The 22,840-nt window shown below is 69.4% G+C and carries 19 protein-coding genes; 11 read left to right on the forward strand and 8 right to left on the reverse strand.

Annotation, left to right across the window (positions count from 1 at the left end; all coding sequences use genetic code 11):
* The 3 genes from MST3598_RS16285 (at position 1) to MST3598_RS16295 (ending at position 3,349) form a co-directional block, all read left to right on the forward strand.
* Positions 1-1,173, forward strand: coding sequence for a benzoate/H(+) symporter BenE family transporter (locus MST3598_RS16285; RefSeq protein ID WP_096359648.1), 1,173 nt, complete (start codon positions 1-3; stop codon positions 1,171-1,173).
* Positions 1,174-1,379: 206 nt separating this feature from the next.
* Positions 1,380-2,264 (forward strand): ABC transporter ATP-binding protein, encoded by an 885-nt coding sequence (locus tag MST3598_RS16290; protein WP_029259314.1) that lies wholly within the window; start codon positions 1,380-1,382, stop codon positions 2,262-2,264.
* Complete coding sequence (locus MST3598_RS16295) at positions 2,261-3,349, forward strand: ABC transporter permease (protein WP_029259315.1); 1,089 nt, start codon at positions 2,261-2,263, stop codon at positions 3,347-3,349. The genes MST3598_RS16290 and MST3598_RS16295 overlap by 4 nt, the downstream gene beginning before the upstream one ends.
* A 140-nt stretch (positions 3,350-3,489) precedes the next feature.
* Here MST3598_RS16295 and MST3598_RS16300 read toward each other — a convergent pair whose 3' ends face one another.
* Complete coding sequence (locus tag MST3598_RS16300; protein WP_029259316.1) at positions 3,490-6,975, reverse strand: proline dehydrogenase family protein; 3,486 nt, start codon at positions 6,973-6,975, stop codon at positions 3,490-3,492.
* A 147-nt stretch (positions 6,976-7,122) separates the two neighbouring features.
* On the opposite strand from MST3598_RS16300, the gene MST3598_RS16305 reads away from it, so the two are divergent.
* From MST3598_RS16305 to MST3598_RS16315, 3 genes are all read left to right on the forward strand, one after another.
* Positions 7,123-8,031, forward strand: a complete 909-nt coding sequence (locus MST3598_RS16305; RefSeq protein WP_021201735.1) for a LysR family transcriptional regulator — start codon at positions 7,123-7,125, stop codon at positions 8,029-8,031.
* Positions 8,032-8,171: 140 nt separating this feature from the next.
* Positions 8,172-8,759: a nitroreductase family protein gene (locus tag MST3598_RS16310; protein ID WP_096359650.1), complete on the forward strand. Its 588-nt coding sequence runs from the start codon at positions 8,172-8,174 to the stop codon at positions 8,757-8,759.
* Positions 8,760-8,830: 71 nt separating this feature from the next.
* Positions 8,831-11,107: an ATP-binding cassette domain-containing protein gene (locus tag MST3598_RS16315; RefSeq protein WP_172889159.1), complete on the forward strand. Its 2,277-nt coding sequence runs from the start codon at positions 8,831-8,833 to the stop codon at positions 11,105-11,107.
* Positions 11,108-11,208: 101 nt separating this feature from the next.
* Here MST3598_RS16315 and MST3598_RS16320 read toward each other — a convergent pair whose 3' ends face one another.
* Positions 11,209-13,419 carry an ATP-dependent Clp protease ATP-binding subunit gene (locus tag MST3598_RS16320; protein ID WP_021201732.1) on the reverse strand — a complete coding sequence of 737 codons (2,211 nt, stop codon included), beginning with the start codon at positions 13,417-13,419 and terminating at the stop codon, positions 11,209-11,211.
* 149 nt (positions 13,420-13,568) lie between these two features.
* Positions 13,569-14,768, reverse strand: a complete 1,200-nt coding sequence (gene coaBC / locus MST3598_RS16325; RefSeq protein WP_029259320.1) for a bifunctional phosphopantothenoylcysteine decarboxylase/phosphopantothenate--cysteine ligase CoaBC — start codon at positions 14,766-14,768, stop codon at positions 13,569-13,571.
* Positions 14,769-14,835: 67 nt separating this feature from the next.
* Here coaBC and MST3598_RS16330 point away from each other — a divergent pair, with 67 nt between their 5' ends.
* The gene (locus MST3598_RS16330) at positions 14,836-15,537 is read left to right on the forward strand and encodes an NRDE family protein (RefSeq protein WP_029259321.1); all 702 of its coding nucleotides are present in this window, start codon (positions 14,836-14,838) and stop codon (positions 15,535-15,537) included.
* 38 nt (positions 15,538-15,575) lie between these two features.
* Here MST3598_RS16330 and MST3598_RS16335 read toward each other — a convergent pair whose 3' ends face one another.
* Positions 15,576-16,550: a GlxA family transcriptional regulator gene (locus MST3598_RS16335; protein WP_029259322.1), complete on the reverse strand. Its 975-nt coding sequence runs from the start codon at positions 16,548-16,550 to the stop codon at positions 15,576-15,578.
* 84 nt (positions 16,551-16,634) lie between these two features.
* Here MST3598_RS16335 and MST3598_RS18575 point away from each other — a divergent pair, with 84 nt between their 5' ends.
* Together MST3598_RS18575 and MST3598_RS18435 are read left to right on the forward strand one after the other, a co-directional pair.
* Positions 16,635-16,796, forward strand: a complete 162-nt coding sequence (locus MST3598_RS18575; protein ID WP_168436354.1) for a hypothetical protein — start codon at positions 16,635-16,637, stop codon at positions 16,794-16,796.
* 43 nt (positions 16,797-16,839) lie between these two features.
* Positions 16,840-17,430: a hypothetical protein gene (locus MST3598_RS18435; protein ID WP_029259323.1), complete on the forward strand. Its 591-nt coding sequence runs from the start codon at positions 16,840-16,842 to the stop codon at positions 17,428-17,430.
* A gap of 66 nt (positions 17,431-17,496) precedes the next feature.
* Here the strand turns inward: MST3598_RS18435 and MST3598_RS16345 are convergent, their stop codons facing one another.
* Complete coding sequence (locus MST3598_RS16345) at positions 17,497-18,726, reverse strand: glycosyltransferase (RefSeq protein ID WP_029259324.1); 1,230 nt, start codon at positions 18,724-18,726, stop codon at positions 17,497-17,499.
* A 64-nt stretch (positions 18,727-18,790) separates the two neighbouring features.
* A complete protein-coding gene (locus MST3598_RS16350) occupies positions 18,791-20,023 on the reverse strand; it encodes a glycosyltransferase (RefSeq protein WP_021201726.1) in 1,233 nt (410 codons plus the stop codon).
* Between the two features lie 125 nt (positions 20,024-20,148).
* Here MST3598_RS16350 and MST3598_RS16355 point away from each other — a divergent pair, with 125 nt between their 5' ends.
* Positions 20,149-20,736, forward strand: coding sequence for a hypothetical protein (locus MST3598_RS16355; RefSeq protein ID WP_029259326.1), 588 nt, complete (start codon positions 20,149-20,151; stop codon positions 20,734-20,736).
* A gap of 18 nt (positions 20,737-20,754) precedes the next feature.
* Here the strand turns inward: MST3598_RS16355 and MST3598_RS16360 are convergent, their stop codons facing one another.
* Positions 20,755-21,123 (reverse strand): VOC family protein, encoded by a 369-nt coding sequence (locus tag MST3598_RS16360; protein ID WP_029259327.1) that lies wholly within the window; start codon positions 21,121-21,123, stop codon positions 20,755-20,757.
* Between the two features lie 98 nt (positions 21,124-21,221).
* On the opposite strand from MST3598_RS16360, the gene MST3598_RS16365 reads away from it, so the two are divergent.
* On the forward strand, positions 21,222-22,259 hold the full coding sequence (locus MST3598_RS16365) for an SEC-C metal-binding domain-containing protein (RefSeq protein ID WP_029259328.1): 1,038 nt from the start codon (positions 21,222-21,224) through the stop codon (positions 22,257-22,259).
* A gap of 63 nt (positions 22,260-22,322) precedes the next feature.
* Here MST3598_RS16365 and MST3598_RS16370 read toward each other — a convergent pair whose 3' ends face one another.
* Complete coding sequence (locus MST3598_RS16370) at positions 22,323-22,733, reverse strand: MmcQ/YjbR family DNA-binding protein (protein ID WP_029259329.1); 411 nt, start codon at positions 22,731-22,733, stop codon at positions 22,323-22,325.
* Positions 22,734-22,840 lie beyond the last annotated feature (107 nt).

A 22,840-nucleotide genomic window follows, 5' to 3' on the forward strand; every position in this document is an offset into this window, starting at 1 on the left:
ATGCCCGAAGCCGCACCCCTGTCCCGCCCGATCCTGGCGGGGGTGGTGACGGCACTCGTCGGATTCACCAGCTCGTTCGCGGTGGTGCTGACCGGGCTCGACGCGGTCGGGGCGAACGCGGCGCAGGCGGCGAGCGGGCTTCTCGCGGCCAGCCTCACGATGGGTCTGGCCTGCGTGGTGCTCGCATGGCGGTATCGCATGCCGATCACGGTCGCCTGGTCGACTCCGGGAGCCGCCCTGCTCGTCGCCACGGGCACCGTCGAGGGTGGATGGCCGGCAGCGGTCGGCGCGTTCCTGGTGACCGCCGCACTCATCCTGCTCAGCGCGCTGTGGCCGGCCCTCGGCGCGCTGATCGCCCGCATCCCTCCGTCGATCGCGCAGGCGATGCTCGCCGGCGTGCTGCTGCCCCTGTGCCTGGCCCCGATCACCGGGATCGTCGCGAACCCCTGGGGCGTGGTGCCGGTCGTGCTCACGTGGCTGCTGTTCGCACGCCTCGCACCGCGCTGGGCGGTGCCACTGGCCTTCGTCGCCGCCGCCGTCGTGGTCGCGGTCTCGCTGACGATGGAGCATGCGACCTTCGACCCCGCGCTGCTGCTCCCGCGCCTCGAGTTCACTGCACCCACGTTCACGGTCGGCGCGCTGGTCGGCCTCGCACTGCCGCTGTTCATCGTGACGATGGCGTCGCAGAACGTGCCGGGCGTCGCGATCATGCGCAGCTTCGGATACGAAGTGCCGTGGCGTCCCGCCATGCTGGTCACCGGGGTCGGCACGGCACTGGGAGCGACGGCGGGCGGGCACGCCATCAACCTCGCCGCCATCAGCGCCGCACTCGCCGCCTCGCCGGACGCCGACCCCGACCCGAAGAGGCGGTGGGTCGCCGGGGTCTCGACCGGGGCGTCATACCTCGTCCTCGCGGTCTTCTCGGCCACCTTCGCCGCTCTGGTGGTGCTCGCGCCGACGGCCGTGATCCCGGCCGTCGCCGGTCTGGCGCTGTTCGCCGCGTTCGGCTCGTCGGTGCAGCAGGCGATCGACGAACCGGGCGAACGGATCCCCGCCGTGGTGACCTTCCTGGTGGCCGCATCCGGGATCGCCGTGCTCGGGGTCAGCGCCGCGTTCTGGGCCCTCCTCGCCGGACTCCTCGTCCGCACGGTGCTCCACACCCCCCGCCCCTGATACTCCTCCCCACCCCTCACCGCGAGTGCACCGCTCCTCGTCGAGTGCACGACTTGTCCGCGTCTCCATCCCGTGCACTCGGCGAGATCCCGTGCACTCGGCGAGATCCCGTGCACTCTCCCCCGCACGGGTGATCCTGCAGAGTCCGCCGTGCGGGGGATGCCGGAGACGGGCGCGCTCCGTAGCGTGAAGGCATGACCACAGGAATGCTCGAACTCTCCGGCATCACCAAGAGCTACGGCTCTCGGCGCGTGCTCGATGACGTGTCCTTCTCGGTCGCCCCGGGGCGGCTGACGGGCTTCGTCGGCGGCAACGGCGCCGGCAAGACCACCACCATGCGGATCGTGCTGGGGCTGCTGTCGTCGGACGGCGGCCGTGTCGACCTGGATGGCGCTCCGCTGACGACCGCCGACCGCCGCCGCTTCGGCTACATGCCCGAGGAGCGCGGCCTCTACCCGAAGATGAAGGTGCTCGAGCAGATCGTCTACCTCGCCCGCCTGCACGGCTTCGGCAAGCAGGAGGCCACGGAGCGCGCGACCGCCCTGCTCACGGAGCTCGGGCTCGGCGAGCGGCTGAACGACACCATCGAGTCGCTCTCGCTCGGCAACCAGCAGCGCGCGCAGATCGCCGCGTCGCTCGTGCACGACCCCGAGGTTCTCATCCTCGACGAGCCGTTCTCGGGCCTCGACCCGCTCGCGGTCGACGTGGTCGCGGGAGTCCTGCAGGCCAGTGCCGCCAAGGGCGCATCCATCTTGTTCTCCTCCCACCAGCTCGACGTGGTCGAGCGCCTGTGCGACGACCTCGTCATCCTCGCCGGCGGCACGATCCGCGCGGCCGGTTCCCGAGACACGCTGCGCGCCGAGCACGCCCGCGACCGGTACGAGCTCGTCTCGGCCGGCGACGCCGGATGGCTGCGCACCGAGCCCGGTGTCACGGTCGTCGACTTCGAGGGCGGGTACGCGCTGTTCGACGCGGACGGCCCCGAAACGGCGCAGCGCGTGCTGCAGTCGGCCGTGCAGCGTGGCGACGTCGCCAGCTTCGCCCCCAAGCATCCGTCCCTCGCCCAGATCTTCAAGGAGGTCATCCAGTGAGCGCCCCCACCCCTGTCCGCGCCTCGAACGGCATCTGGCTCGTCGCCGAGCGCGAGATCGGCTCGAAGCTGCGCAGCAAGGCGTTCCTGATCTCGACCGGCATCCTGCTGGTGCTCGCGCTCGCCGGTATCATCCTCGGTGGTTTCGCGAGCAAGAACACCGATGCGATGCCGGTCGCAGCGACCGCGGAGACCGCCTCCGCCGTCTCCGCCATCCCGAACGTCGAGGTCACCACGGTCGCCGACCAGGCTGCAGCCGAACAGCTCGTGCGCGACGACAAGGTCGACGCTGCGGTGCTGCCGGGCGATGGCCCCTCGGGCTACACGATCGTCGCGCTGCAGGAGGCGCCGGGCTCGCTCGTCTCGGCCCTGTCGATCACTCCCGAGGAACTGATCCTGGAACCGGCGACCACCAACCCGCTGCTGCGGTACTTCATCGCGATCGCCTTCGGTCTGGTGTTCATGATGGCAGCAGCGACGTTCGGCGGCACGATCGCACAGAGCGTCGTCGAGGAGAAGCAGACCCGCGTGGTCGAGGTGCTGCTGTCGGCCATCCCGGCGCGCACACTGCTCGCGGGCAAGGTGATCGGCAACACGGTGCTGGCGATGGGGCAGATCCTCGCCCTGGCGGCCGTGGCCACGATCGGGTTGATCGTCACAGGTCAGCGCGAGGTGCTCACGACCCTCGGGGCGCCGATCATCTGGTTCGCGGTGTTCTTCCTGTTCGGCTTCATCCTGCTGGCGGCGATGTTCGCGGCTGCGGCCTCGATGGTCTCCCGCCAGGAGGACATCGGTTCGACGACCACCCCGATCACGATGCTGATCATGGCCCCGTACATCCTGGTCATCGTCTTCAACGACAACCCGCTGGTGCTGACGATCATGTCGTACGTGCCGTTCTCGGCGCCTGTCGGCATGCCGATGCGCCTGTTCGTCGGCGAGGCCCAGTGGTGGGAGCCGCTGCTGAGCCTGGTGATCCTGCTCCTCAGCTGCGTCGCGGCCATCGTCATCGGCGCCAAGATCTACGAGAACTCGCTGCTGCGCATGGGCTCCCGGGTCAAGCTCGCCGAGGCGCTGCGCGGCTGAGGCTGCGTACCCAGCAACCCGCCCGCCCGCGCAAGGGTGCGAAAACGGAGACGATCATGCTCGTCGTCCGCGTGTCGGCACATGACACGCGGACGGCCGCATCGATCGTCTCCGTTTTCGCTTCCGGGAGCGAGCCCGGGTCAGATCACGCCGTCGGCGAGGGTGGTCGGGTTGCCGAAGCGGTGGTTCGTGATCGATACGGCCTGCTCGTGCAGGAACGGCAGCATCTCCACTCGGCCGGCACCGGTCACGGCGTGCGACCAGACCGCCACATCGGGGCTTCCGTCGAGCGCCTCATGCAGGGCCGCGGCGTCGCCGCCGACCAGCCGTACGCGGTGCCACGAGTTCGCCGCCTTGGCGTAGCGCTTGGTCCACGCCGCGTCCGACTCGTGCTTCACGGTCACACCGTGCGCACGCAGCGCCTTCTCGATGCGTGCGGGCAGGGCCGGTGCCGACACCGTGAACGGGCTGCCGCTGCGCAGGGCGGCCGCGAGCACGCGGACACCGTCGACCAGCGGCGCGCTCTCGCCGATGCGCACGTCGACCGCGACCGGACGGTAGCGGAAGAGGTTGCGCTCGACCCCGAGCCCGGACTTGTCGCTCACCGCGCCGAACTCGTCGACCCAGGCGCGCTCGTCGGATGCGGCGGCGCGGTGCAGCCACTCGGCCTCGGCCGTGTCGACCTCGGAGGCCGTCGCGTCCAGCAGTGCGCCGACCGCGGGCACGACGGCCGCGCTCGGGGCGGCGGCCGGAAGCTCGGCCGGGGTCCACTCGCCGAGACCGAAGAGGTAGTTCGGGCCTCCCGCCTTGGCGCCCGCTCCGACGGCCGAGCGCTTCCAGCCACCGAACGGCTGACGCTGCACGATCGCGCCGGTGATGCCGCGGTTCACGTACAGGTTGCCCGCCTCGACACGGTCGAGCCAGGTGGCGACCTCGTCGGAGTCGAGCGAGTGGATGCCGGCGGTCAGGCCGTAGTCGACAGCGTTCTGCAGGCGCAGCGCCTCGTCCAGGTCCTTCGCGTGCATGATGCCGAGCACCGGCCCGAAGAACTCGGTGAGGTGGAAGTACGAGCCCTCGCGCACGCCGGTCTTCACACCGGGCGTCCACTGCTTTCCCTCGTCGTCGAGCTTGCGCGGCTCGACCAGCCAGCGCTCGCCCTTCTCGAGCTTCGTGAGCGCGGTGAGCAGCTTGCCGTTCGCCGGCTCGATGATCGGGCCCATCTGGGTGGCGGGGTCATCGGGCAGGCCGACGCGCATCGAGGTCACGGCATCCACCAGCTGACGCTCGAATCGCTTCGAGTCGGCGACGGATCCGACGAGGATCGCCAGCGACGCTGCGGAGCACTTCTGCCCCGCGTGGCCGAACGCGCTGCGAGCCACGTCGGCGGCCGCCAGGTCGAGGTCTGCCGAGGGCGTCACGATGATCGCGTTCTTGCCGCTGGTCTCGGCGAGCAGCGGCAGGTCGGCGCGGAACGAGCGGAACAGCTGCGCGGTCTCGTACGCCCCCGTGAGGATCACGCGATCCACCGCAGGACCGGCCACGAGGCGCGTACCGAGGTCGCGCGAAGCGAGGTCGACGAGCGCGAGCAGGTCGCGCGGCACACCGGCGGCCCACAGCGCCTCGACCATCACCGCGCCGCAGCGCTGCGTGAGCTTCGCGGGTTTGATGATGACGGCCGAACCCGAGGCCAGACCCGCGAGCACCCCACCCGCGGGGATGGCGACGGGGAAGTTCCACGGCGGCGTGACCACGGTGACCTTCGACGGCACGAAGTCGGCACCCGACACGGTCTCGAGGTCTTTCGCGCGCTCGGCGTAGTAGTGCGCGAAGTCGATGGCCTCGCTGATCTCGGGGTCGGCCTCGGCGATGGTCTTGCCCGCCTCGTGGGCCATGATCTCGATGAGCTGACCACGGCGCGCGGCGAGCTCGTCTCCCGCGCGATGCAGCACGGCAGCGCGATCAGCGGCAGGGAGCGCTGCCCACTTCTCGGCGGCGGCGGTCGCTGCGGAGAAGATGCCGTCGAGCTCGGCATCCGTCTCGACCTTGGCGATCGCGATGGTGTCGAGGCCGAGCGTCGAGCCCACCGAGCGGCTCAGGATCTCGCGGCCCCATGCGCGGTTCGCGGCGATGGCCGGATCGGTGTCGGCCTGGTTCTCGAAGCCGGTGGTGGTTCCGGAGGGCGCCTCGGCGTCGGAATCCAGAACCGTACGGTCCTGCACGCGGTGGGGACCGGGGACGAATCCCGCCTCATCGGTCGCGAGCGCGGCCAGCGAGCGCTCGAAGCGCTCCCGCTCGCGGGTGAGCAGCGTCGGGTTCGAGGCCAGCTCGAACACGGCCGACATGAAGTTCTCGGGGCTGGCGTTCTCTTCGAGGCGGCGCACCAGGTACGCGATCGCGACGTCGAACTCGGCCGGGTTCACGACCGGCGTGTACAGCAGCAGGCGGCCGACGTCCTTGCGGACGGCCTCGGCCTGCCCGGTCGCCATGCCCAGCAGCATCTCGTACTCGACGAGCGGATCGGCGCCGGACGGGTCGGCGACCCCACGCGCCTGGGCGAGCAGCCAGGTGTAGGCGATGTCGAACAGGTTGTGGCCGGCGATGCCGATGCGCACGGCGTCCAGTCGCTCCGGGGTCATGGCCCAGTCGAGCACCCGCTTGTAGTTGGTGTCGGAGTCCTGCTTGGTGCCGTAGGTGGCGAGCGGCCAGCCGTGGATCGCCGCGTCGACCTCTTCCATCGCCAGGTTCGCGCCCTTGACGACGCGCACCTTGATCGGCGCTCCGCCCTTGGCACGGCGGGCGGCGGCCCACTCCTGCAGGTGCTGCATGGCACCGAGGGCGTCGGGCAGGTAAGCCTGCAGCACGATGCCGGCTTCGAGGTTCTCGAGCCCCGGCTGGTCGAGGATGCTCGTGAAGGCCGCGATCGTCAGGTCGAGGTCGCGGTACTCCTCCATGTCGAGGTTGATGAACTTGGCCTTGCCCTTCGCCTCGGCCTTCGCGGCGAGCTCGTAGAGCGGGGTCAGCTTCCCGACGACATCGGCCACGGCCTCGTCGAACGACCACATCGACAGCTGGCTCACGACGCTGGAGACCTTGATCGACACGTAGTCGACGTCGTCGCGGGCGAGGAAGTCGCGGGTGCCCTGCAAGCGGTGTCCCGCTTCGCGCTCGCCGAGCACGGCCTCGCCGAGCAGGTTGAGGTTGAGCCGGTTGCCACTCTTGCGCAGCTTCGCGATCGCGGGGCCGAGCTTGGAGGGCGTGGCGTCGAGCACGAGGTGCCCGACCATGGCGCGCAGCACGCGACGCGAGATCGGCACGACCACGCCGGGGAGCTTCGGCGCCCAGAAGCCGCCCGTCTTGATCGCGGCGCGCAGGTAGCCGGGCAGCAGCGACGGGGTGATGTCGCTCAGCTCGGCGAGCTTGCGGCCGGCGACGCGCAGGTCTTCCGGACGCATCACGCCGTCGACGAAGCCGACCGTGAACGCGAGTCCGTTCGGGTCCTTGAGTACCTCGGACAGGCGCTGGGCGGCGGGCTCGACGGGGTGGGTCTCGCTCTCGACGAGCCAGCGCTTCACCAGGGCGGCGACGTCTTCGGTGCGGGGAGTGGTGGTGTCGGCGGCGACAGGCATCGGTGGGACCTTCCAAGAGAGCGCACACCGGGTTTTCGTGTGCGGGCTGGTTCATTGTCCTGCCGCTCGGTAGGCTCCGTCTATCAACCGATTTGCGTGGATTCTGTTCATTCAAGCTGAACAATATCCGCAGAGCAAGGGACCACTGTGCTGGACGTCAACAGACTGCGGATGCTCGTGGAGCTCTCGCGCCGCGGAACGCTGTCGGCAGTGGCCGACGCCCTCTCGTACAGCAAGGCCTCGGTGTCGCAGCAGCTGAGCGCCCTGGAGCGGGATGTGGGTGTGCCGCTGCTGCGACGCGTGGGGCGTGGAGTGCAGTTCACGCCCCAGGGGAACGTGCTCGTCGCGGAGGCCATCGGCATCCTCGATCAGCTCGAGCACGCCGAGGTCGCCGTGGCCGAATCGCTCACCGAGGTGACCGGGACCGTGGGCATCGCGGTGTTCCAGTCGACGGCGCACTCCCTGCTCCCGCGGGCTCTCGAGGCTCTCAAGGACCGACATCCGGCCCTGCGCGTCGAGGTCACCGAGTGCGATCCGGAGACCGGGCTGGTCGGGGTGTCCAGCCGCGACTTCGACCTGATCCTCGCCGAGCAGTACCCGGGGCACACCCGACCGATCCACGCCGACCTCGACCGGGTGATGCTCGCGCACGATGCGATCGCGCTCGCCCGACGGCCCGGAGCACCACGGCATGCGGATGCGCTCGCCGAGCTCTGGTCGACGCGCGAGGAGCCCTGGGTGCTCGAACCCGCCGGCACCGCCTCCCGCGCCTGGGCCGAGCAGCTCTGCCGCACCGCGGGGTTCGAGCCCGACGTGCGCTTCGAGATCGCCGACCTCACCGCGCACGTGCGGCTGATCCATGCCGGGCTCGCGGTCGGATTGCTGCCGGAGCTCGTCTGGGCGGGCGACACCCCGACCGTCGATCTGGCACCCCTCCCCCACGAACCGCGGCGCGAGATCTTCTCCTCGGCACGGCGGGTGTCGGCCGATGCCCCCTCGATCCGCGCGGTGCGCAGTGCGCTGGCCGACGCGGCGTCGCACAATCTCCCGGTCTGAATGCACGACCTCCCTGTCCGACCGGACGCCGTCCGGCGCCGACACGGAGGAATCCCCGGGAATATGCATGCACATGCATCTGTTGGCACCCGTGTACCCGGACGAAGGAGTCCGATCCCCTCCTTCCGAAAGGCACCTCTGTGAGCACTCCCGTCATCGACCGCACCGCACCGACCGAGCACCCCGTCCTCGACGTCCTCGCCGGCCGCTGGAGCCCCCGCGCCTTCGACGCGCAGAGCTCGATCGACGAGGCCAAGCTCGCCACCGCTCTCGAGGCCGCCCGCTGGACGCCGTCCGCCAACAACACGCAGCCCTGGCGCTTCATCGTCGCCCGTCGCGGCACCGCGCTGCACGCGCAGGTCGTCGACGCCCTGATGGGCTTCAACCAGGCCTGGGCGGGCAACGCGGCCGTTCTCGTCGTCGCGATCGCCGAGACGACCACGGCCGACGGCACCCCGATCACGCATGCCCTCTACGACCTCGGCCAGGCGGTCGCGCACTTCTCGGTGCAGGCACACCACGACGGCCTGGTCGTGCACCAGATGAGTGGCTTCGATCCCGAGGTCGTCCGCGAGTTCGCCGACCTCGAGGAGCGCTTCGTGCCCTTCACGGTCTTCGCCGTCGGCGAGTTCGGCGACATCGAGGCTCTGCCCGAGGTGCTGCAGGAGCGCGAGGTCGCTCCGCGCGTACGTCGCCCGATCGCCGAGACGGTCATCCTCAGCGCCTGACCTCCGCGCTCTCGACACCTCTGCACCGACGGGGCCTCCGGATTGTCCGGGGGCCCCGTTAGCGTGTGCGGATGGACCTCCTCCGCATCACCGGCGCGCGGACGAACAATCTCCGCGACGTCTCCGTCGACGTTCCCAAGAAGCTGCTGACCGTCTTCACCGGCGTCTCGGGTTCGGGCAAGTCGTCCCTCGTGCTCGACACGATCGCCGCCGAGGCGCAGCGACTCGTCAACGACTCCTATTCGACCTTCATCCGTGCCCGGCTGCCGCAGATGCCCGCACCCGACGTGCAGGCCATGGACGGGCTGACCTTCACGGTCCTGATCGACCAGCGCCGGTTCACGGGCAACGCGCGCTCGACCGTGGCGACCGCGACCGACCTGGCATCGCTGGTGCGCCTGGTCTTCTCACGCGTCGGCGAGCCCTCCGCCGGCTACTCCCCCGCCTACTCGTTCAACGACCCGTCCGGCATGTGCCCGACCTGCGAAGGCCTCGGCACGGTGTACGACATCGACATCGACGCGCTTATCGACCCCGAGAAGAACATCGACGAGGGACCGGTCCGGTTCAGCCTGTTCCGCCCCGGGGTGTACCGGTGGAAGCGCTTCGCGTACTGCGGACTGTTCGACCGCCAGAAGCCGCTCAAGGACTACACGGCCGAGGAGATGGACCAGTTCCTCTACGCCGACAAGCTCAAGCTCGACGACCCCGATCCGCGGTTCCCGCAGAGCGCCCGGTTCGATGGGGTGATCACGCGCATGCGCGATGTGTTCCTGAAGCAGCGCCCGGTGAAGATGTCGGCCTCGGTGCGCGAGGAGCTCGACCGGCTCGTGACACATCACACATGCCCGGACTGCCACGGTGCGCGGGTGAACGCGGCAGCGCGGGAGAGCCTGATCGACGGACGCTCGATCGTGGACTGGATGCGCATGCCCGTGTCCGACCTGCATGCCCTGCTCGGCGAGTTCGACGATCCCCGCGTCGCCCCGGCCGTCGACGGTGTCCGCCACGTGCTCGATGCCCTGCTCTCGGTGGGCCTCGGCTACCTCACGCTCGACCGCGAATCGGCCACGTTGTCCGGCGGTGAGGCTCAGCGCGTCAAGATCGTGCGACACCTCGGCAGCGCTCTCACCGACGTCACCTACGTGTTCGACGAGCCCAGCACCGGATTGCACCCCGCCGACATCCAGCGGCTGGTCGCCCTGCTGCAGCGACTGCGCGACGCCGGCAACACCATCCTCGTCGTCGAGCATCATCCGCAGGTGATCGCGGTCGCCGATCACGTCGTCGACCTCGGGCCGGGGGCGGGCTCCGCCGGCGGCATCGTGCAGTTCGAGGGCACCCCCGCAGCGCTCCGCGCCGCCGATACCCTCACGGGGCGTGTGCTCGCCGAGCCGCTGACGATCCGTGCGACGACGCGGACTCCCTCGGGCCGCGTCACCGTGCGGAATGCGCGCGCGCACAACCTCCGCGGGTTCGACGTCGACATCCCGCTCGGCGTGCTCACCGCCGTCACAGGGGTCGCGGGGTCGGGCAAGAGCTCCTTTGCGACCGCCGAGCTGCCGCGCCAGCACCCGGAGTTCACGGTCGTCGGGCAGGACCCACTGCGGGGCGGAGCGCGGTCGACGACGCTGAGCATGCTGCGTATCGCCGACACGGTGCGCGAGGTGTTCGCACGCTCCTCAGGGCTCGATGCCTCCTGGTTCAGCTTCAACTCCCGTGGGGCGTGCCCTACCTGCCGCGGCCGTGGACACATCACGACCGAGCTCGCATTCCTCGACGACGTCTCCCTCCCGTGCGATGCCTGCGGAGGGCTGCGTTTCAATGAGACCGCGCTCGGCGTGCAGGTCGACGGCTCCTCGATCGCCGACGTGCTGGCGTCGACGCCGGCCGACGTCAGCGCGCTCTTCTCCGACCACCCGGACGTGGTCGACGCGCTGGACTGGGTGCAGCGCACCGGCCTGAGCTACATCCCGGTCGGACGCTCGCTCGACACCCTCTCCGGCGGCGAGAAGCAACGGCTGCTGCTGGCCCGGCACCTCAGCGAACCGCAACGCGATCGCGCCGACCGCATCATCCTCGACGAGCCGACCTCAGGACTGCATCCGACCGACGTCGACACCGTCAACGCCCTCTTCGACGATCTGCTCGACGAGGGGGCGACGCTGGTCGTGGTCGAGCACAATCTGCGCGTGGTCGCCCGCGCCGACCACGTCGTCGACATCGGTCCGGGTGCCGGTTCCGATGGCGGTCAGCTGATCTTCACCGGCACTCCGGCAGAGATCTCGGGCGACGACGACTCCCTCACCGGTCGGGCGCTCGCGGCAGCGTCTCGCCCGCATCCCTGAAGCAGGGCGCATCAGACGGGCAGAGGGGCTCGTGGATCATCCACGAGCCCCTCTGCTGTGCGTCTCAGCTCAGCCCTTGAGCAGCTCAGTCCTCGAGCAGCTCAGTCCTCGAGCAGTTCGGCCTCGATCACGTCGTCTTCCTCCGGCTCGGGGTCGGGCGTCGTCGAGGTGAGCACGAGGCCCGCCCCGTCGGCGGCCACGTCGACCCGCACGGTGTCGCCGTCGTGCACGTTGCCCGAGAGCAGCGCGGTGGCGAGCTTGTTCTGCACCTCGCTCTGGATGAGGCGGCGCAGCGGTCGCGCACCGAACATGGGGTCGTACCCGCGCTCGGCGAGCCAGGCCCGCGCATCGGGGGTGACGGCGAGTGTGAGGCGACGGTCGCGCAGCCGGTCGTGCAGCTGGTCGACCGAGAGCTCCACGATCTGGGCGAGGTCGTCCTCGCTCAGGGCCGAGAACATCACGATGTCGTCGAGTCGGTTCAGGAATTCCGGACGGAATGCCTGCCGCACGAGGGCCATGACCTGATCGCGCTTCTCATCGGGTGCGAGCACCGGGTCGATGAGGATCGGCGATCCCAGGTTCGACGTGAGGATCAGGATCACATTCGAGAAGTCGACCGTGCGCCCCTGACCGTCGGTCAGGCGACCGTCGTCGAGCACCTGCAGCAGCACGTCGAACACCTCGGGGTGGGCCTTCTCGACCTCGTCGAGCAGGATCACGCTGTACGGGCGGCGTCGCACAGCCTCGGTCAGCTGACCACCCTGCTCGTATCCGATGTATCCGGGAGGGGCACCGACGAGTCGCGAGACCGAGTGCTTCTCGCCGTACTCCGACATGTCGATGCGCACCATGGCGTGCTCGTCGTCGAAGAGGAACTCGGCCAGCGCCTTGGCCAGCTCGGTCTTTCCGACACCGGTGGGGCCGAGGAACAGGAACGATCCGGTCGGCCGACCGGGGTCGCTGATACCCGCACGCGAACGGCGCACGGCATCCGATACGGCCTTCACGGCGTCCTTCTGACCGATCAGGCGCTTGCCGAGCTCCTGCTCCAGGTGCAGCAGCTTCTCGCTCTCGCCCTGCAGCAGACGCCCGACAGGGATACCCGTCCACGCGGCGATCACGGCGGCGATGTCCTCGTCGGTGACCTGTTCGTTGACCATGCGGGGTTCCGCCGGCGTCGCGGCCTCGGCCTGCTCGGCCTCGGCGATGTCGCGCTCCAGACGCTTGATGGTCTCGTACTCCAGCTTCGAGGCCTTCGTGTAGTCGGCGTTGCGCATGGCGAGGTCACGCTGGGTGATCGCGTCGTCGAGCTGCTTCTTCAGCTCACCGACCCGGTTCAGCCCCTGCCGCTCGCGCGCCCACCGGGCCTCGAGCTCGGCGAGCTGCTTCTCCATGCCGACGAGTTGCTCGCGCAGGGCACTCAGACGCTCCTTGGAGGCGGCGTCCTTCTCCCGCTTGAGCGCGAGCTCTTCGAGCTTCATGCGGTCGACCTGGCGCTTGAGCTGATCGATCTCGACCGGAGACGAGTCGATCTCCATCTTCAGCCGCGACATCGACTCGTCGATCAGGTCGATCGCCTTGTCCGGAAGCTGGCGCGCGGGAAGATAGCGGCTCGAGAGCGCGGCGGCGGCGACGAGGGCGCTGTCGGAGATCGTGACCCCGTGGTGGGCCTCGTAGCGACCCTTGAGTCCACGGAGGATCGCGATCGTGTCCTCGACCGAGGGCTCTCCGACGTAGACCTGCTGGAAGCGGCGCTCGAGTGCGGCGTCCTTCTCGATGAACTCGCGATACTCGTTGAGAGTGGTCGCGCCGATCAGGCGCAGCTCACCGCGGGCCAGCATGGGCTTGAGCATGTTGGAGGCCGCGACCGACCCCTCGCCACCGCCGGCACCCATCAGCACGTGCAGCTCGTCGATGAACGTGATGACCTGTCCGTCGGACTCGGTGATCTCCTTGAGCACCTGCTTCAGCCGCTCCTCGAACTGCCCGCGGTACATGGCGCCGGCCACGAGGGCGGAGATGTCGAGGGTGACCAGCTCCTTGTCCTTGAGGGACTCGGCGACATCGCCCGCGACGATGCGCTGGGCGAGTCCTTCGACGACGGCGGTCTTGCCGACGCCCGGCTCACCGATCAGCACGGGGTTGTTCTTCGTGCGGCGGGTGAGCACCTGACTGACGCGACGGATCTCGCTGTCTCGTCCGATCACGGGGTCGAGCTTGCCCTCGCGGGCGCGGTCGGTCAGGTTGATGCCGAACTGCTCGAGGGCGGACTGCTGCTCTTGGTTCTGGTTGCCGGTCTGCGGGGTGGTCATGCGCTCCTCCTTGGAGATGCTCCTTCTGGTCGTCTCCCGCCTGCCGGATCGGGAGGCGGGATCAAAGTTGAGTTGTGTTGACTCAAGTTTAGCACTCGCCGAGATTCTCCTCCAGTCCGTTCCCCCGCCCGCCGTCGCCGATCCTGCGCTCAGCGCTCGCGCCGGACGGCATCCCAGATCGCCGCCGCGACGGCGCGCTTGGACCCAGATGCCACCCCGGCGTCGACACCACCCGGCTCGAGGATGTGCACCGCGTTCTCGGCGGACTCGAACCCGCGCTCCCAGCCGACCTCGTTCACCACCAGCAGGTCGACGCCCTTGCGCTGCTGCTTGCCGCGCGCGCGGGCGAGCAGTTCGGCTTCGTCCTCCGGGGTCTCCGCGGCGAAACCGACGACGAGCTGCCCCGGTCGGCGTGACGAGGCGAGAGCCGCGACGATGTCCTCGTTCTCGACCAGCTCGATGGCCGGTATCCCGCCGCCCTCCTTGGTGAGCTTGCGTTCCGACACCTCGACCGGGCGGTAGTCCGCGACCGCCGCGGCCATGACGACCACATCGGCGTCGGCGGATTCCCGCTTCATCGCCGCGGAGAGCTCCGCCGCCGCGCCGACCGGCACGATGCGGATCGACGGATGCCGCACCTCGGCGAGCACATCGCTCGAGATGTTGGCCGAGATCAGGATGACCTCGGCGCCGCGCGCGGCGGCTTCGGCCGCGAGAGCCGCGCCTTGCCGACCACTGGAGCGGTTGCCCAGGAAGCGCACGGGGTCGATCGGCTCCCGCGTGCCGCCGGCCGACACCACGACCCGCACCCCGGCGAGGTCACCGGGGGCCAGCAGCGCCTGCGCCGCGGCGAAGATGTCCTCCGGCTCCGACATGCGGCCGGGTCCACTGTCACCGCCGGCGAGCTCTCCGTCGGCCGGGCCGACGATGTGGACGCCGCGCTCACGCAGCGTGGCGATGTTCGCCTGTGTCGCGCGATTCCGCCACATCTCCGCGTGCATCGCCGGAGCGAGCAGCACCGGGGCCTCGGTGGCGAGCAGCGTGGTGCCCAGCAGGTCGTCGGCGAGGCCCGCGGTGATCTTCGCGAGGGAGTTCGCGGTCGCGGGTGCCACGATCACCAGCTCGGCGGCTTGGCCGAGAGCCACGTGCCGCACCTTCGCCACATCATCATGCACGCTCGTGGTGACCGGGTGCCGACTGATCGCCTCCCATGTGGGCAATCCCACGAAGCGCAACGCATCCTCGGTGGGCACCACGGTCACGTCGTGCCCACCCTTCGTGAGCAGGCGCACGAGGTGCACCGTCTTGTACGCGGCGATGCCGCCCGTGACTCCGACGACGATGTTCACGTCTCGATTCTGCCCCAGCATCCGCCGCCATGGGCCGACACCTCATCCCCGACCTAGACTGGGGTCCGTGTGCACGGTCGTGATCGATGTCGAGAATGCCGGATCCGCACGTCTTCTCGCGGTCCGCGATGAAGACCCGCTACGCGCATGGGACTCGCTCGGAGCCTGGTGGCCGGAGGACTACCCCGGCGTGGTCGGGATCCGCGATCGCCGCGCCGGTGGCGCCTGGCTCGCCGCGAACCCCGCCGAACGTCGACTCGCCGTGCTGCTGAACCGCGCCGACGTGGGCGACCTTCCCGATGCGCGCGCCGTCTCTCGTGGCGCTCTCGCGCTGGAATCGGTGGGGGGCCGCTCCCCCGTCGCCCCGCTGGCCATGCACGGCTTCAACCTGCTCGAGGTGCGCCCCGAGGGTGCACGGGTGCTGTCGTGGGACGGTGTCGAGCTGCGCGAGACGACCATCGATCCCGGCACGCACATGATCGCGCATGACGACCTCGACGACGCGACGACCCCGCGCATCGAGGCCTGGCTGCCGGAGTTCCGCGCCCTGGGACCGACGGCTGACAGCGACGACTGGACGACGGAGTGGACCGCGCTGCTCGCCTCCTCGACCGCGCTGCCCGCGGAGGATGACCGGGCGATCATCCGCGACAACCGTCCGCATGGCTACCCCACGCAGTCGCTGCTGTACTGCATCGCCACGGTGACCCCCGGCGGCGTCGAGGTGAACGACGTCACGCTCCCCTCGCCGGCCCACTGGACTGAGTAGCGGACCGAGTAGCGGACCGCCGAGGAGCCGATACCCGCTCAGGCGGCGGGAACAGCCGACTCCTCGGCACAGGAGAACCGCGCGCGATAGGCCGTGGGAGTGAGGCCGAGCACCCGGGCGAAGTTCTGCCGCAGCACGGCCGCCGAGCCGAACCCGCATTCGTCGGCGATGTGCTCGAGCGGCAGGTCGGTGCGCTCCAGCATCCGCTGCGCATGGATGATGCGCTGACGCGCCAACCAGGCCGCGGGTGTCGCGCCGTACTCGGCCTTGAACCGACGGGCGAAGGTGCGCGGTGACATCAGGGCCTTGGCCGCCAGCTGATCGACGCCGAGGTCGTCACGCAGGTGCTCGACCGCCCAGTCGGCGACGGCCGCGAGCGAGTCGGTGGGAACCACGGGGATCGGGCGATCGATGAACTGCGCCTGCCCGCCGTCGCGCTGCGGCGGCACGACCATGCGGCGGGCGATGCGGTTGGTGAGCTCCGCTCCCACCTCCTGCCGCAGCAGGTGCAGGCACGCGTCGATCCCGGCGGCCGTGCCCGCGCTCGTGATGATCTTGCCGTCCTGCACGAACAGCACGTCGGGGTCGATGTCGATCTGCGGGTACATGTCGGCCATGACGTGCGCGTACATCCAGTGCGTGGTGGCGCGCCGACCGTCGAGCACTCCTGCGGCGGCGAGGATGAACGACCCGCTGCACACGCTCATCACCCAGGCGTCGCGTGCCACCGCGTGACGGGCGAGGTCGAGCAGGAGCGGATCGATGTCGCCCCACCTCTCCCGAGGGAGCGGACAGAACACGACGAGGTCGGCGTCGTAGGCGAAGGTCAGATCGTGCTCGACGTTGACCGAGAAGCCGATCTTCGAGGTCACGACACCGGCACGGGGAGCGACGATGCGGAAGTCGAAGTTCGGCACCCCGTCGTCGGCGCGGTCGAGGCCGAATGCCTCGCAGGCGACGCCGAACTCGAAGGGCGCGAACCCGTCCTGGATGACGCAGGCGACCGTCCTCATACTCACTCCTGTTGGCAGTTTTCCGACGTTCATAGTCTATTCTGCCACTCGTGGCTGTTCGACATCGAACGTAGCGTTTCTGCCATGGTACTCCTCATCGCACTCCTCCTCCTCGCTGCGTGGGCCACCGTCGCCACCATCATCGAACTGCGCCGGGACGGCTACCGACGCACGCCCACCGATTGGACGCGCGTCGCCGGCCGCGACGTCGGCCACCAGGCCGAGTCCGGGCACATCTATCGCTGATCGCCTGCCGCCGATCCTCGCAGCGGCGGCTACGCTCGTCGTCATGAGCGAGCCTCAGCAGCCTCCCGTCCCGACCGCGCATCTGCCCGCCGCACCGCAGTATCCGGCCGCAGCGCAGTATCCGGCCACGCCGCAGCGCTCGACCCCGCCGCCTCCGTCTCCTGCACCCGCGCCCGACGGCTCACCTCCCTCCTCGACGGCTTCCTCGACGCCCTATCCACCGTCGTCTCCGACGGCGTATCCGGCGCCCACTCCCGGATGGCAGGCGTACGCACCGGCGCATCCCGCGTTCCCCGGCCAGGCGATACCCCCGGCGCAGGCCCGCACCGGCAACCCGCTCGCGGTCGCGGCGTTCGTGATCGCGGTGGCCACTCTCGCGGTCAACCTGTTCAGCTCCGTCGCCCGGCCGTTCGTCTACGGCGGTGATGGCGGATTCGCGTTCATGCTCGCGTTCGACAACGGCATCGGGATCCTCAGCTTCTTCGCCTACGTCGTCGCCCTCGTGCTGGGGTTGATCGCGGTGCGCCGGCCCACGAATCGGCTGCTCACGGGCATCGCCGTCGGCATCGCGGGGGCAGGTGCCATCGGGATCGCCGTCACCGGACTGACGATCGCCCTGTACCAGTACCTCTGAGGCGGCGCCTACCTCTGAGACGGCGCCTACCTCTGAGACGGCGCCTGCCTCTGAGCCAGCGCCGGTTCAGCTGTCGGCGCGTACCCTCCGGTAGACCTCGACCATCGCCGCCGTGCGCGACGACTGCTGGAAGGCTTCGGCCACTTCGGGGAGCGGGGTGGGTGCGGTGCCCGCGGCGATATCGGATGCAGCCTGCCGCAGCGTCTCGGCGAGTGCTGCCGTGCGCTGGGCTTCGAGGTCTCGTCCGCTCGCCGACTCCTCGGCATCCGGAACGGCCCAGAGTCCGCCGCCGAGCTCCGCCGCGATGTCGGGGTCGCAGATCACCGACGGGGTTCCGAGCGTCGCCGCCTCGAACGGGGTCATGCCCTGGGTCTCGAAGCCGATCGACGTCTGCACGAGGGCATCGGCCGCGGCGATCCGCGCCAGCGTCTGCGGGTAGGTCAATCGGCCGGCGAATCGGATGCCCCCGCGCCCGCGCACGATCTTCTCTGCCGCGGAACGCTGCGCTCCGCCGCCGATGATCTCGAGATCCGCATCGATGCCGGAGGCGATGAACGCTTCCAGGAACGGGAGCAGTCGCTTCTCGGGGCTCATCCGGCCGAGCCACACGAAGCGCGGGCGTCCCGGCGTGCGGTCTGCGGGTCCGGCGGCGAGCGTCTGCGCGCGGAGGTCGTCGTCGATGCCGTTCCAGATCACGTCCACGTGTGGGAAGACATCGTGCTGTTCGAGGCGGCGGGCGAAGTGCGTCGAGGGCGCGGTGACGGCGGATGCTCCGGCGGCGAGTCCTCGCAGGAACGCCCAGCCGTCGGTGCCGGGCACGGGGGCTCCGATGCCGCGCATCGCGATCCGGCGCCAGATGTTCAGCGCCGCCAGCACCGGCCCGTGCAGCGGGGTGACGGCGGCGATGCCGACGTCGACGCGGTTGTGCATGGTGTGCACGACCGGGATGCCGTGGCGCTGCGCGTAACGGTGCCCGATGAACGCGCCCCAGAAGTCGGCCTGCACGTGCACCAGATCCACCGCGGGACGATGGGTCATGGCCGTGTCGAGGAAGCGGTCGCTCCCACGCCCCGGCCAGCTCATCGCGTACTCGCGATCCGTCGTGATCGGCATCGACGGCAGGTCGATGTACGCGCCGCCGTGCGAACCGGATGAACGGCGCGACCCGTGCATCCTCGGGGCGACCACGGTGACGATGTGACCGGCACGCTCGAGGAACTCCCGCTGGAGCCGCATCGACACCTGCGCACCGCCGAGCGAGTCGAGGTGCTGGTCGCCGAAGAAGACGATGTGCATGCGTGCTACTCCGCCGCCGGCGCGTCACCGCGGCGTGATCGGATGGGGGTACCGTGCATGGGCGCTACTCCGGCAGCGGCTCGTCGCGATACAGCGCCTCGAAGGTGTCGAGGGTGCGGTTGATGTCGTGGATGGCGACGCCGTCGAGCGATGCCTGCTGCATCCGCTGGTATTCCGCGGGCTCCGCCGTGAGCACGTCGGTGAGGCGCGCGGCGAGCGCATCGACGTTCCCCGGCTCGAACAGGTATCCGTTCTCACCGTGGTGCACGAGGTGCGGAAGGGCGACGGCGTCCGCGGCGACGATCGGCAGAGCCGAGGCCATGGCCTCCATCGTCGCGATGGACTGCAGCTCGGCGATCGAGGCGATCACGAACAGGCTCGCGCGCGACAGCAGGGCGCGGAGCTCTTCATCGCTCGTCCGTCCGTGGAAGGTCACACGGTCGGCGAGTCCGAGCTGCGCGGTCAGGTGCTCCAGCTGCTTGCGCTGATCGCCGCCGCCCACGATGTCGAACGTCGTCTCCAGCGCCGGGTCGAGTTTCGTCATCGCCTTGAGGATGACCTCGACCTGCTTCTCGGCGGTGAGCCTGCCGACGAAGATGATCCGGTTCTCGTCGCGCGGGGCGATCACCGGCGTGTACTGCGTGCGGTCGATGCCGCAGCTGACCGGGATCACACCCTTCACCTCGACGGTCTTCTCGAGGAAGTCGGCGGCGCGACGGGTGGGAGTGGTGATCGCGCGGGTCATGTCGAAGGTGCGCTTCGCATCGGCCCAGGCGAACTTGAGGACCAGGTCGTCGATGAACTTCGGCATGGTCGTGTGGTCGAGGATGTTCTCGGCCATGACGTGGTTCGTGGCGATGACCGGGATCCCGCGCTCGTGCGCGATGTACGCGAGACCGCGGCCGATCACGATGTGCGACTGGATGTGCACGACGTCGGGCTGCACATGGTCGAGGACCTTGCGGGCGTAGTGCTTCGAGCGCCACGGCCACACGAAGCGCAGCCAGTCGTGCGGCGCCCAGCGCAACGACGGCAGACGGTGCAGCGTCATCGGCTCGCCCTCGATCACCTCGGTGTGCGGCTGCGCACGGCGATAGGCCTGGTTGGGGGCGACGACATGCACGTCGTGGCCGCGCTGCACGAGGCCGGCGGCGAGACGCTCGGCGAACCGGGCGGCGCCGTTGATGTCGGGCGCGAACGTGTCGCAGCCGATCACGATCTTCAATGGTCGGGGCGCGGGTTCGGCGGCGGGGCCGCTCGACGGATCGATCGGATCGTCGGAGGAGGTCACAGACATGCTGCCTTACGATGTGGCGGCCAAGGGAAAGCCCTGGTCGGGCGCTGGCCACTCTACCCGAGGGCCCTGTTCGCGCGGCCGAGGCGTACCGGGCATCCCTCAGGTGCAGCCGATACCGTGGAGCCATGCGACTGACTGCCGACGCCGATCCCCAGCTGTGGATTCCCGTGACGGACTCGCTCGGCTGGAAGGGCCGCCGCCACCGCAAGGCCGCGATCCGGATGCTGCTCGGTCAGGTCAATGCGGCCGTGGGGGCGACGGAGCGGCCGGGCTCGAAGTTCGGCGCGTGGGCGATGAGCCAGGCGGCGCCGATGCTCATGAAGCGGGCAGACGGGCGCGTGCTGGTGTGGACGTGGAAGGCCGAGCCGGAGCTTGTCGTGGCGATGGCGACCGCACAGGTCCTGACGCCGGATGTGCGCATCGCGCGGGCCTCGATGCCGATGGACTACGACGACACGGAGTCGTTCCCCACCCGGCTCGGCGTGGGCGAGAAGCTGCTGGTACCGATGCCGCCGTCGCCGGCGTCGCCGCCGTTCGCGACGTACACCTGGGACACCGGGACCCACCTGGTGACCCTGACCGCGGTGTGCAGCGACAAGGAACGGTTCGGCACGCTGATCGGCGCGCTCGACGATCTGGCGCGCAGCCTCCGCATCGCCGACGACCTCACCGGCGGCGAATCGCCCGACGTGCTGCGCCTCGATCCGGCCTGAGCGCGGAAGCGGCTCGGTTCAAGACGATTCCGCCGGTGGTTGCCACAGCTCGATCGCGAGACCTTCGGGATCGTGGATGCGGGCGAACGTCCCGTACTCCTCGGTGTTCCACTCGTCTCGGCGCTCCACCGGGATGCCCTCGGATTCCAGCCTCACGGCGAGCTGTTCGATGTCGGTGACGCGCAGGTTCAGCATGAACTGCTGGTCGGCGGCGAAGTAGTCGCTGTCGGCGGGGAACGGCGCGAAGACGGTCATCCCCGCGTCCTGCTGCCAGGTGCCGGTGTGACCGGCGCTGATGCCGAGATGCTGCTGATACCACGTGGCCCGTGCCTCCGGATCCCTGCTGCGGAAGAAGAGGCCGCCGATCCCCGTCACGTCTGAAGTCATGCTCCCGTTCTAGCGCATCACTGCCACGTCGATGCTATGGAAACATTGCCGACGTGGGAAATGCATCGAGGAGACGGGAGCAGAGACAGCGGAGAGCCGTGTCTGGTGCGATTCGCCCCACGCAAAGCCGCGAGGCCATCATCGAAGGGCCTCGCTCGTCGCTTATCGTCGGGAGTGACCTCAGAGCTGAAGTCGTTCAGCCATGCGGACTGTGCCGAACGGTCAAGCCGTTGGTCCTGGGGCACGTCACGCCGAAGTGGGCAGCCCGCTGGGCGAAGAACGAAGGCGGGCTGCTCGGCGTCTACAACTCTCGCGGCGTCGTCACGAAACGACAGGACTTCATCAAGAGCTACCTGTTCTGCCGGGAGTGTGACCAGCGGTTGGGAGATGCCGAGCGCTACCTCTCCACCCTGACCAGCGGCACAACCCCAGCGCTCACATCCATCTCTGTCACGGCGTCGCCGTCCGACGGCGACGTCCTTTTGGCTGGTGTCGACACGACGCTTGTGAAGAGGGCGCTTGCGGGGATCGTCTTGAAGGCACATCTCTCACCAGCGACGCTCTACTCCCGAAACTCGCTCTCACGCGGCGAGACCAATGAGCTGGTGAAGATGATCGTGTCCGACGTCTACCCTGCGAGCCGACTCGCCGTGGAGGGCTATCGGCTCGCCAACACGGTCATACCGGATGTCAACCCACGGGCACAGGCCAACATCGTCCAGTTCCGGGGATTCGGAGGTTGCCTCTCACATATCGTTCTGGCCGGGTGGCATTTCACGGCGTTCCTGGGACCTGCGGCGCGGTGGATCGAGGACACCGCACAGGTCCTGGGTGAATCCGCCGCCTGGCACCTCGGCATGGACACGTATTGGCGTACCGGCATGAATGAGTGGATCGATGAGAACGACGACACACTCTCGTCGGGAGACATGGTCCCCGATCGACCGATCGAGGATCAGGAAGATTGCCCGTGCGGTTCGGGCCTTCCATTCGCCGACTGCTGCTCAGGAATCTGGCTCCCGTCGGATACTTCGTGGAAGCGCCCCCGGTTAGAGACCATCTCGTCTCGCAGCGGATCGCCGGGGTCGCCCGCGGCCGGACATGGTTCCGATCCAGCGAGCTCGACGGGGCTTTGATCGCGGGGGAGCGCCGCGAGCGAGGACCGCGCCGCCTGGCCGACGTCCACGTCCGCGCCTCTCTCATTCCAGCCCGCGCTCCGCGAGCCACTTCTTCGCGACGCGGGAGGGCGCCCGCACCAGCCAGGCGTCGGTGATGATTTCCTCGATCCGGGCGCGGTCGACGGCGTCGAGACGCACGAGCAATCCGGGGTAGCCCTCGAAGTGCGGGATCGTGAACAGGGCATCGGGTTCGGCGGCGAGCAGCGCCTCCTTCTCCTCGAGGTCGGCGACGCGCACCGCGAGCACCTCGCCGGAGGGCCACTCACGTCCGAGCTCCGCCAGCTGCCGCAGGTCGGTCGCGCTCGGGCCGCGGAGCCACGCGAACTGTCCGCTCTTCAGCCGCCACGCCGCCTCGCCGGTGTGGCCGCTCACCGATTCCTCGGCTTCCGGGAGGGCGAGGGCGATCGCCCGCACGTCGTCGATGTTCGCCATCACGCCATCGTCCTCCCGGTCACCCGGCCGCCACAACAGGCGGGCACGCGAGCACGCACGCGAGACCAGGCACGCACGCGAGATCAGGCACGTGCGCCTGATCACAC

Origin of the sequence: Microbacterium sp. TPU 3598 (genome assembly GCF_002356155.1) — a bacterium.
GTDB lineage: Bacteria > Actinomycetota > Actinomycetes > Actinomycetales > Microbacteriaceae > Microbacterium > Microbacterium maritypicum_A.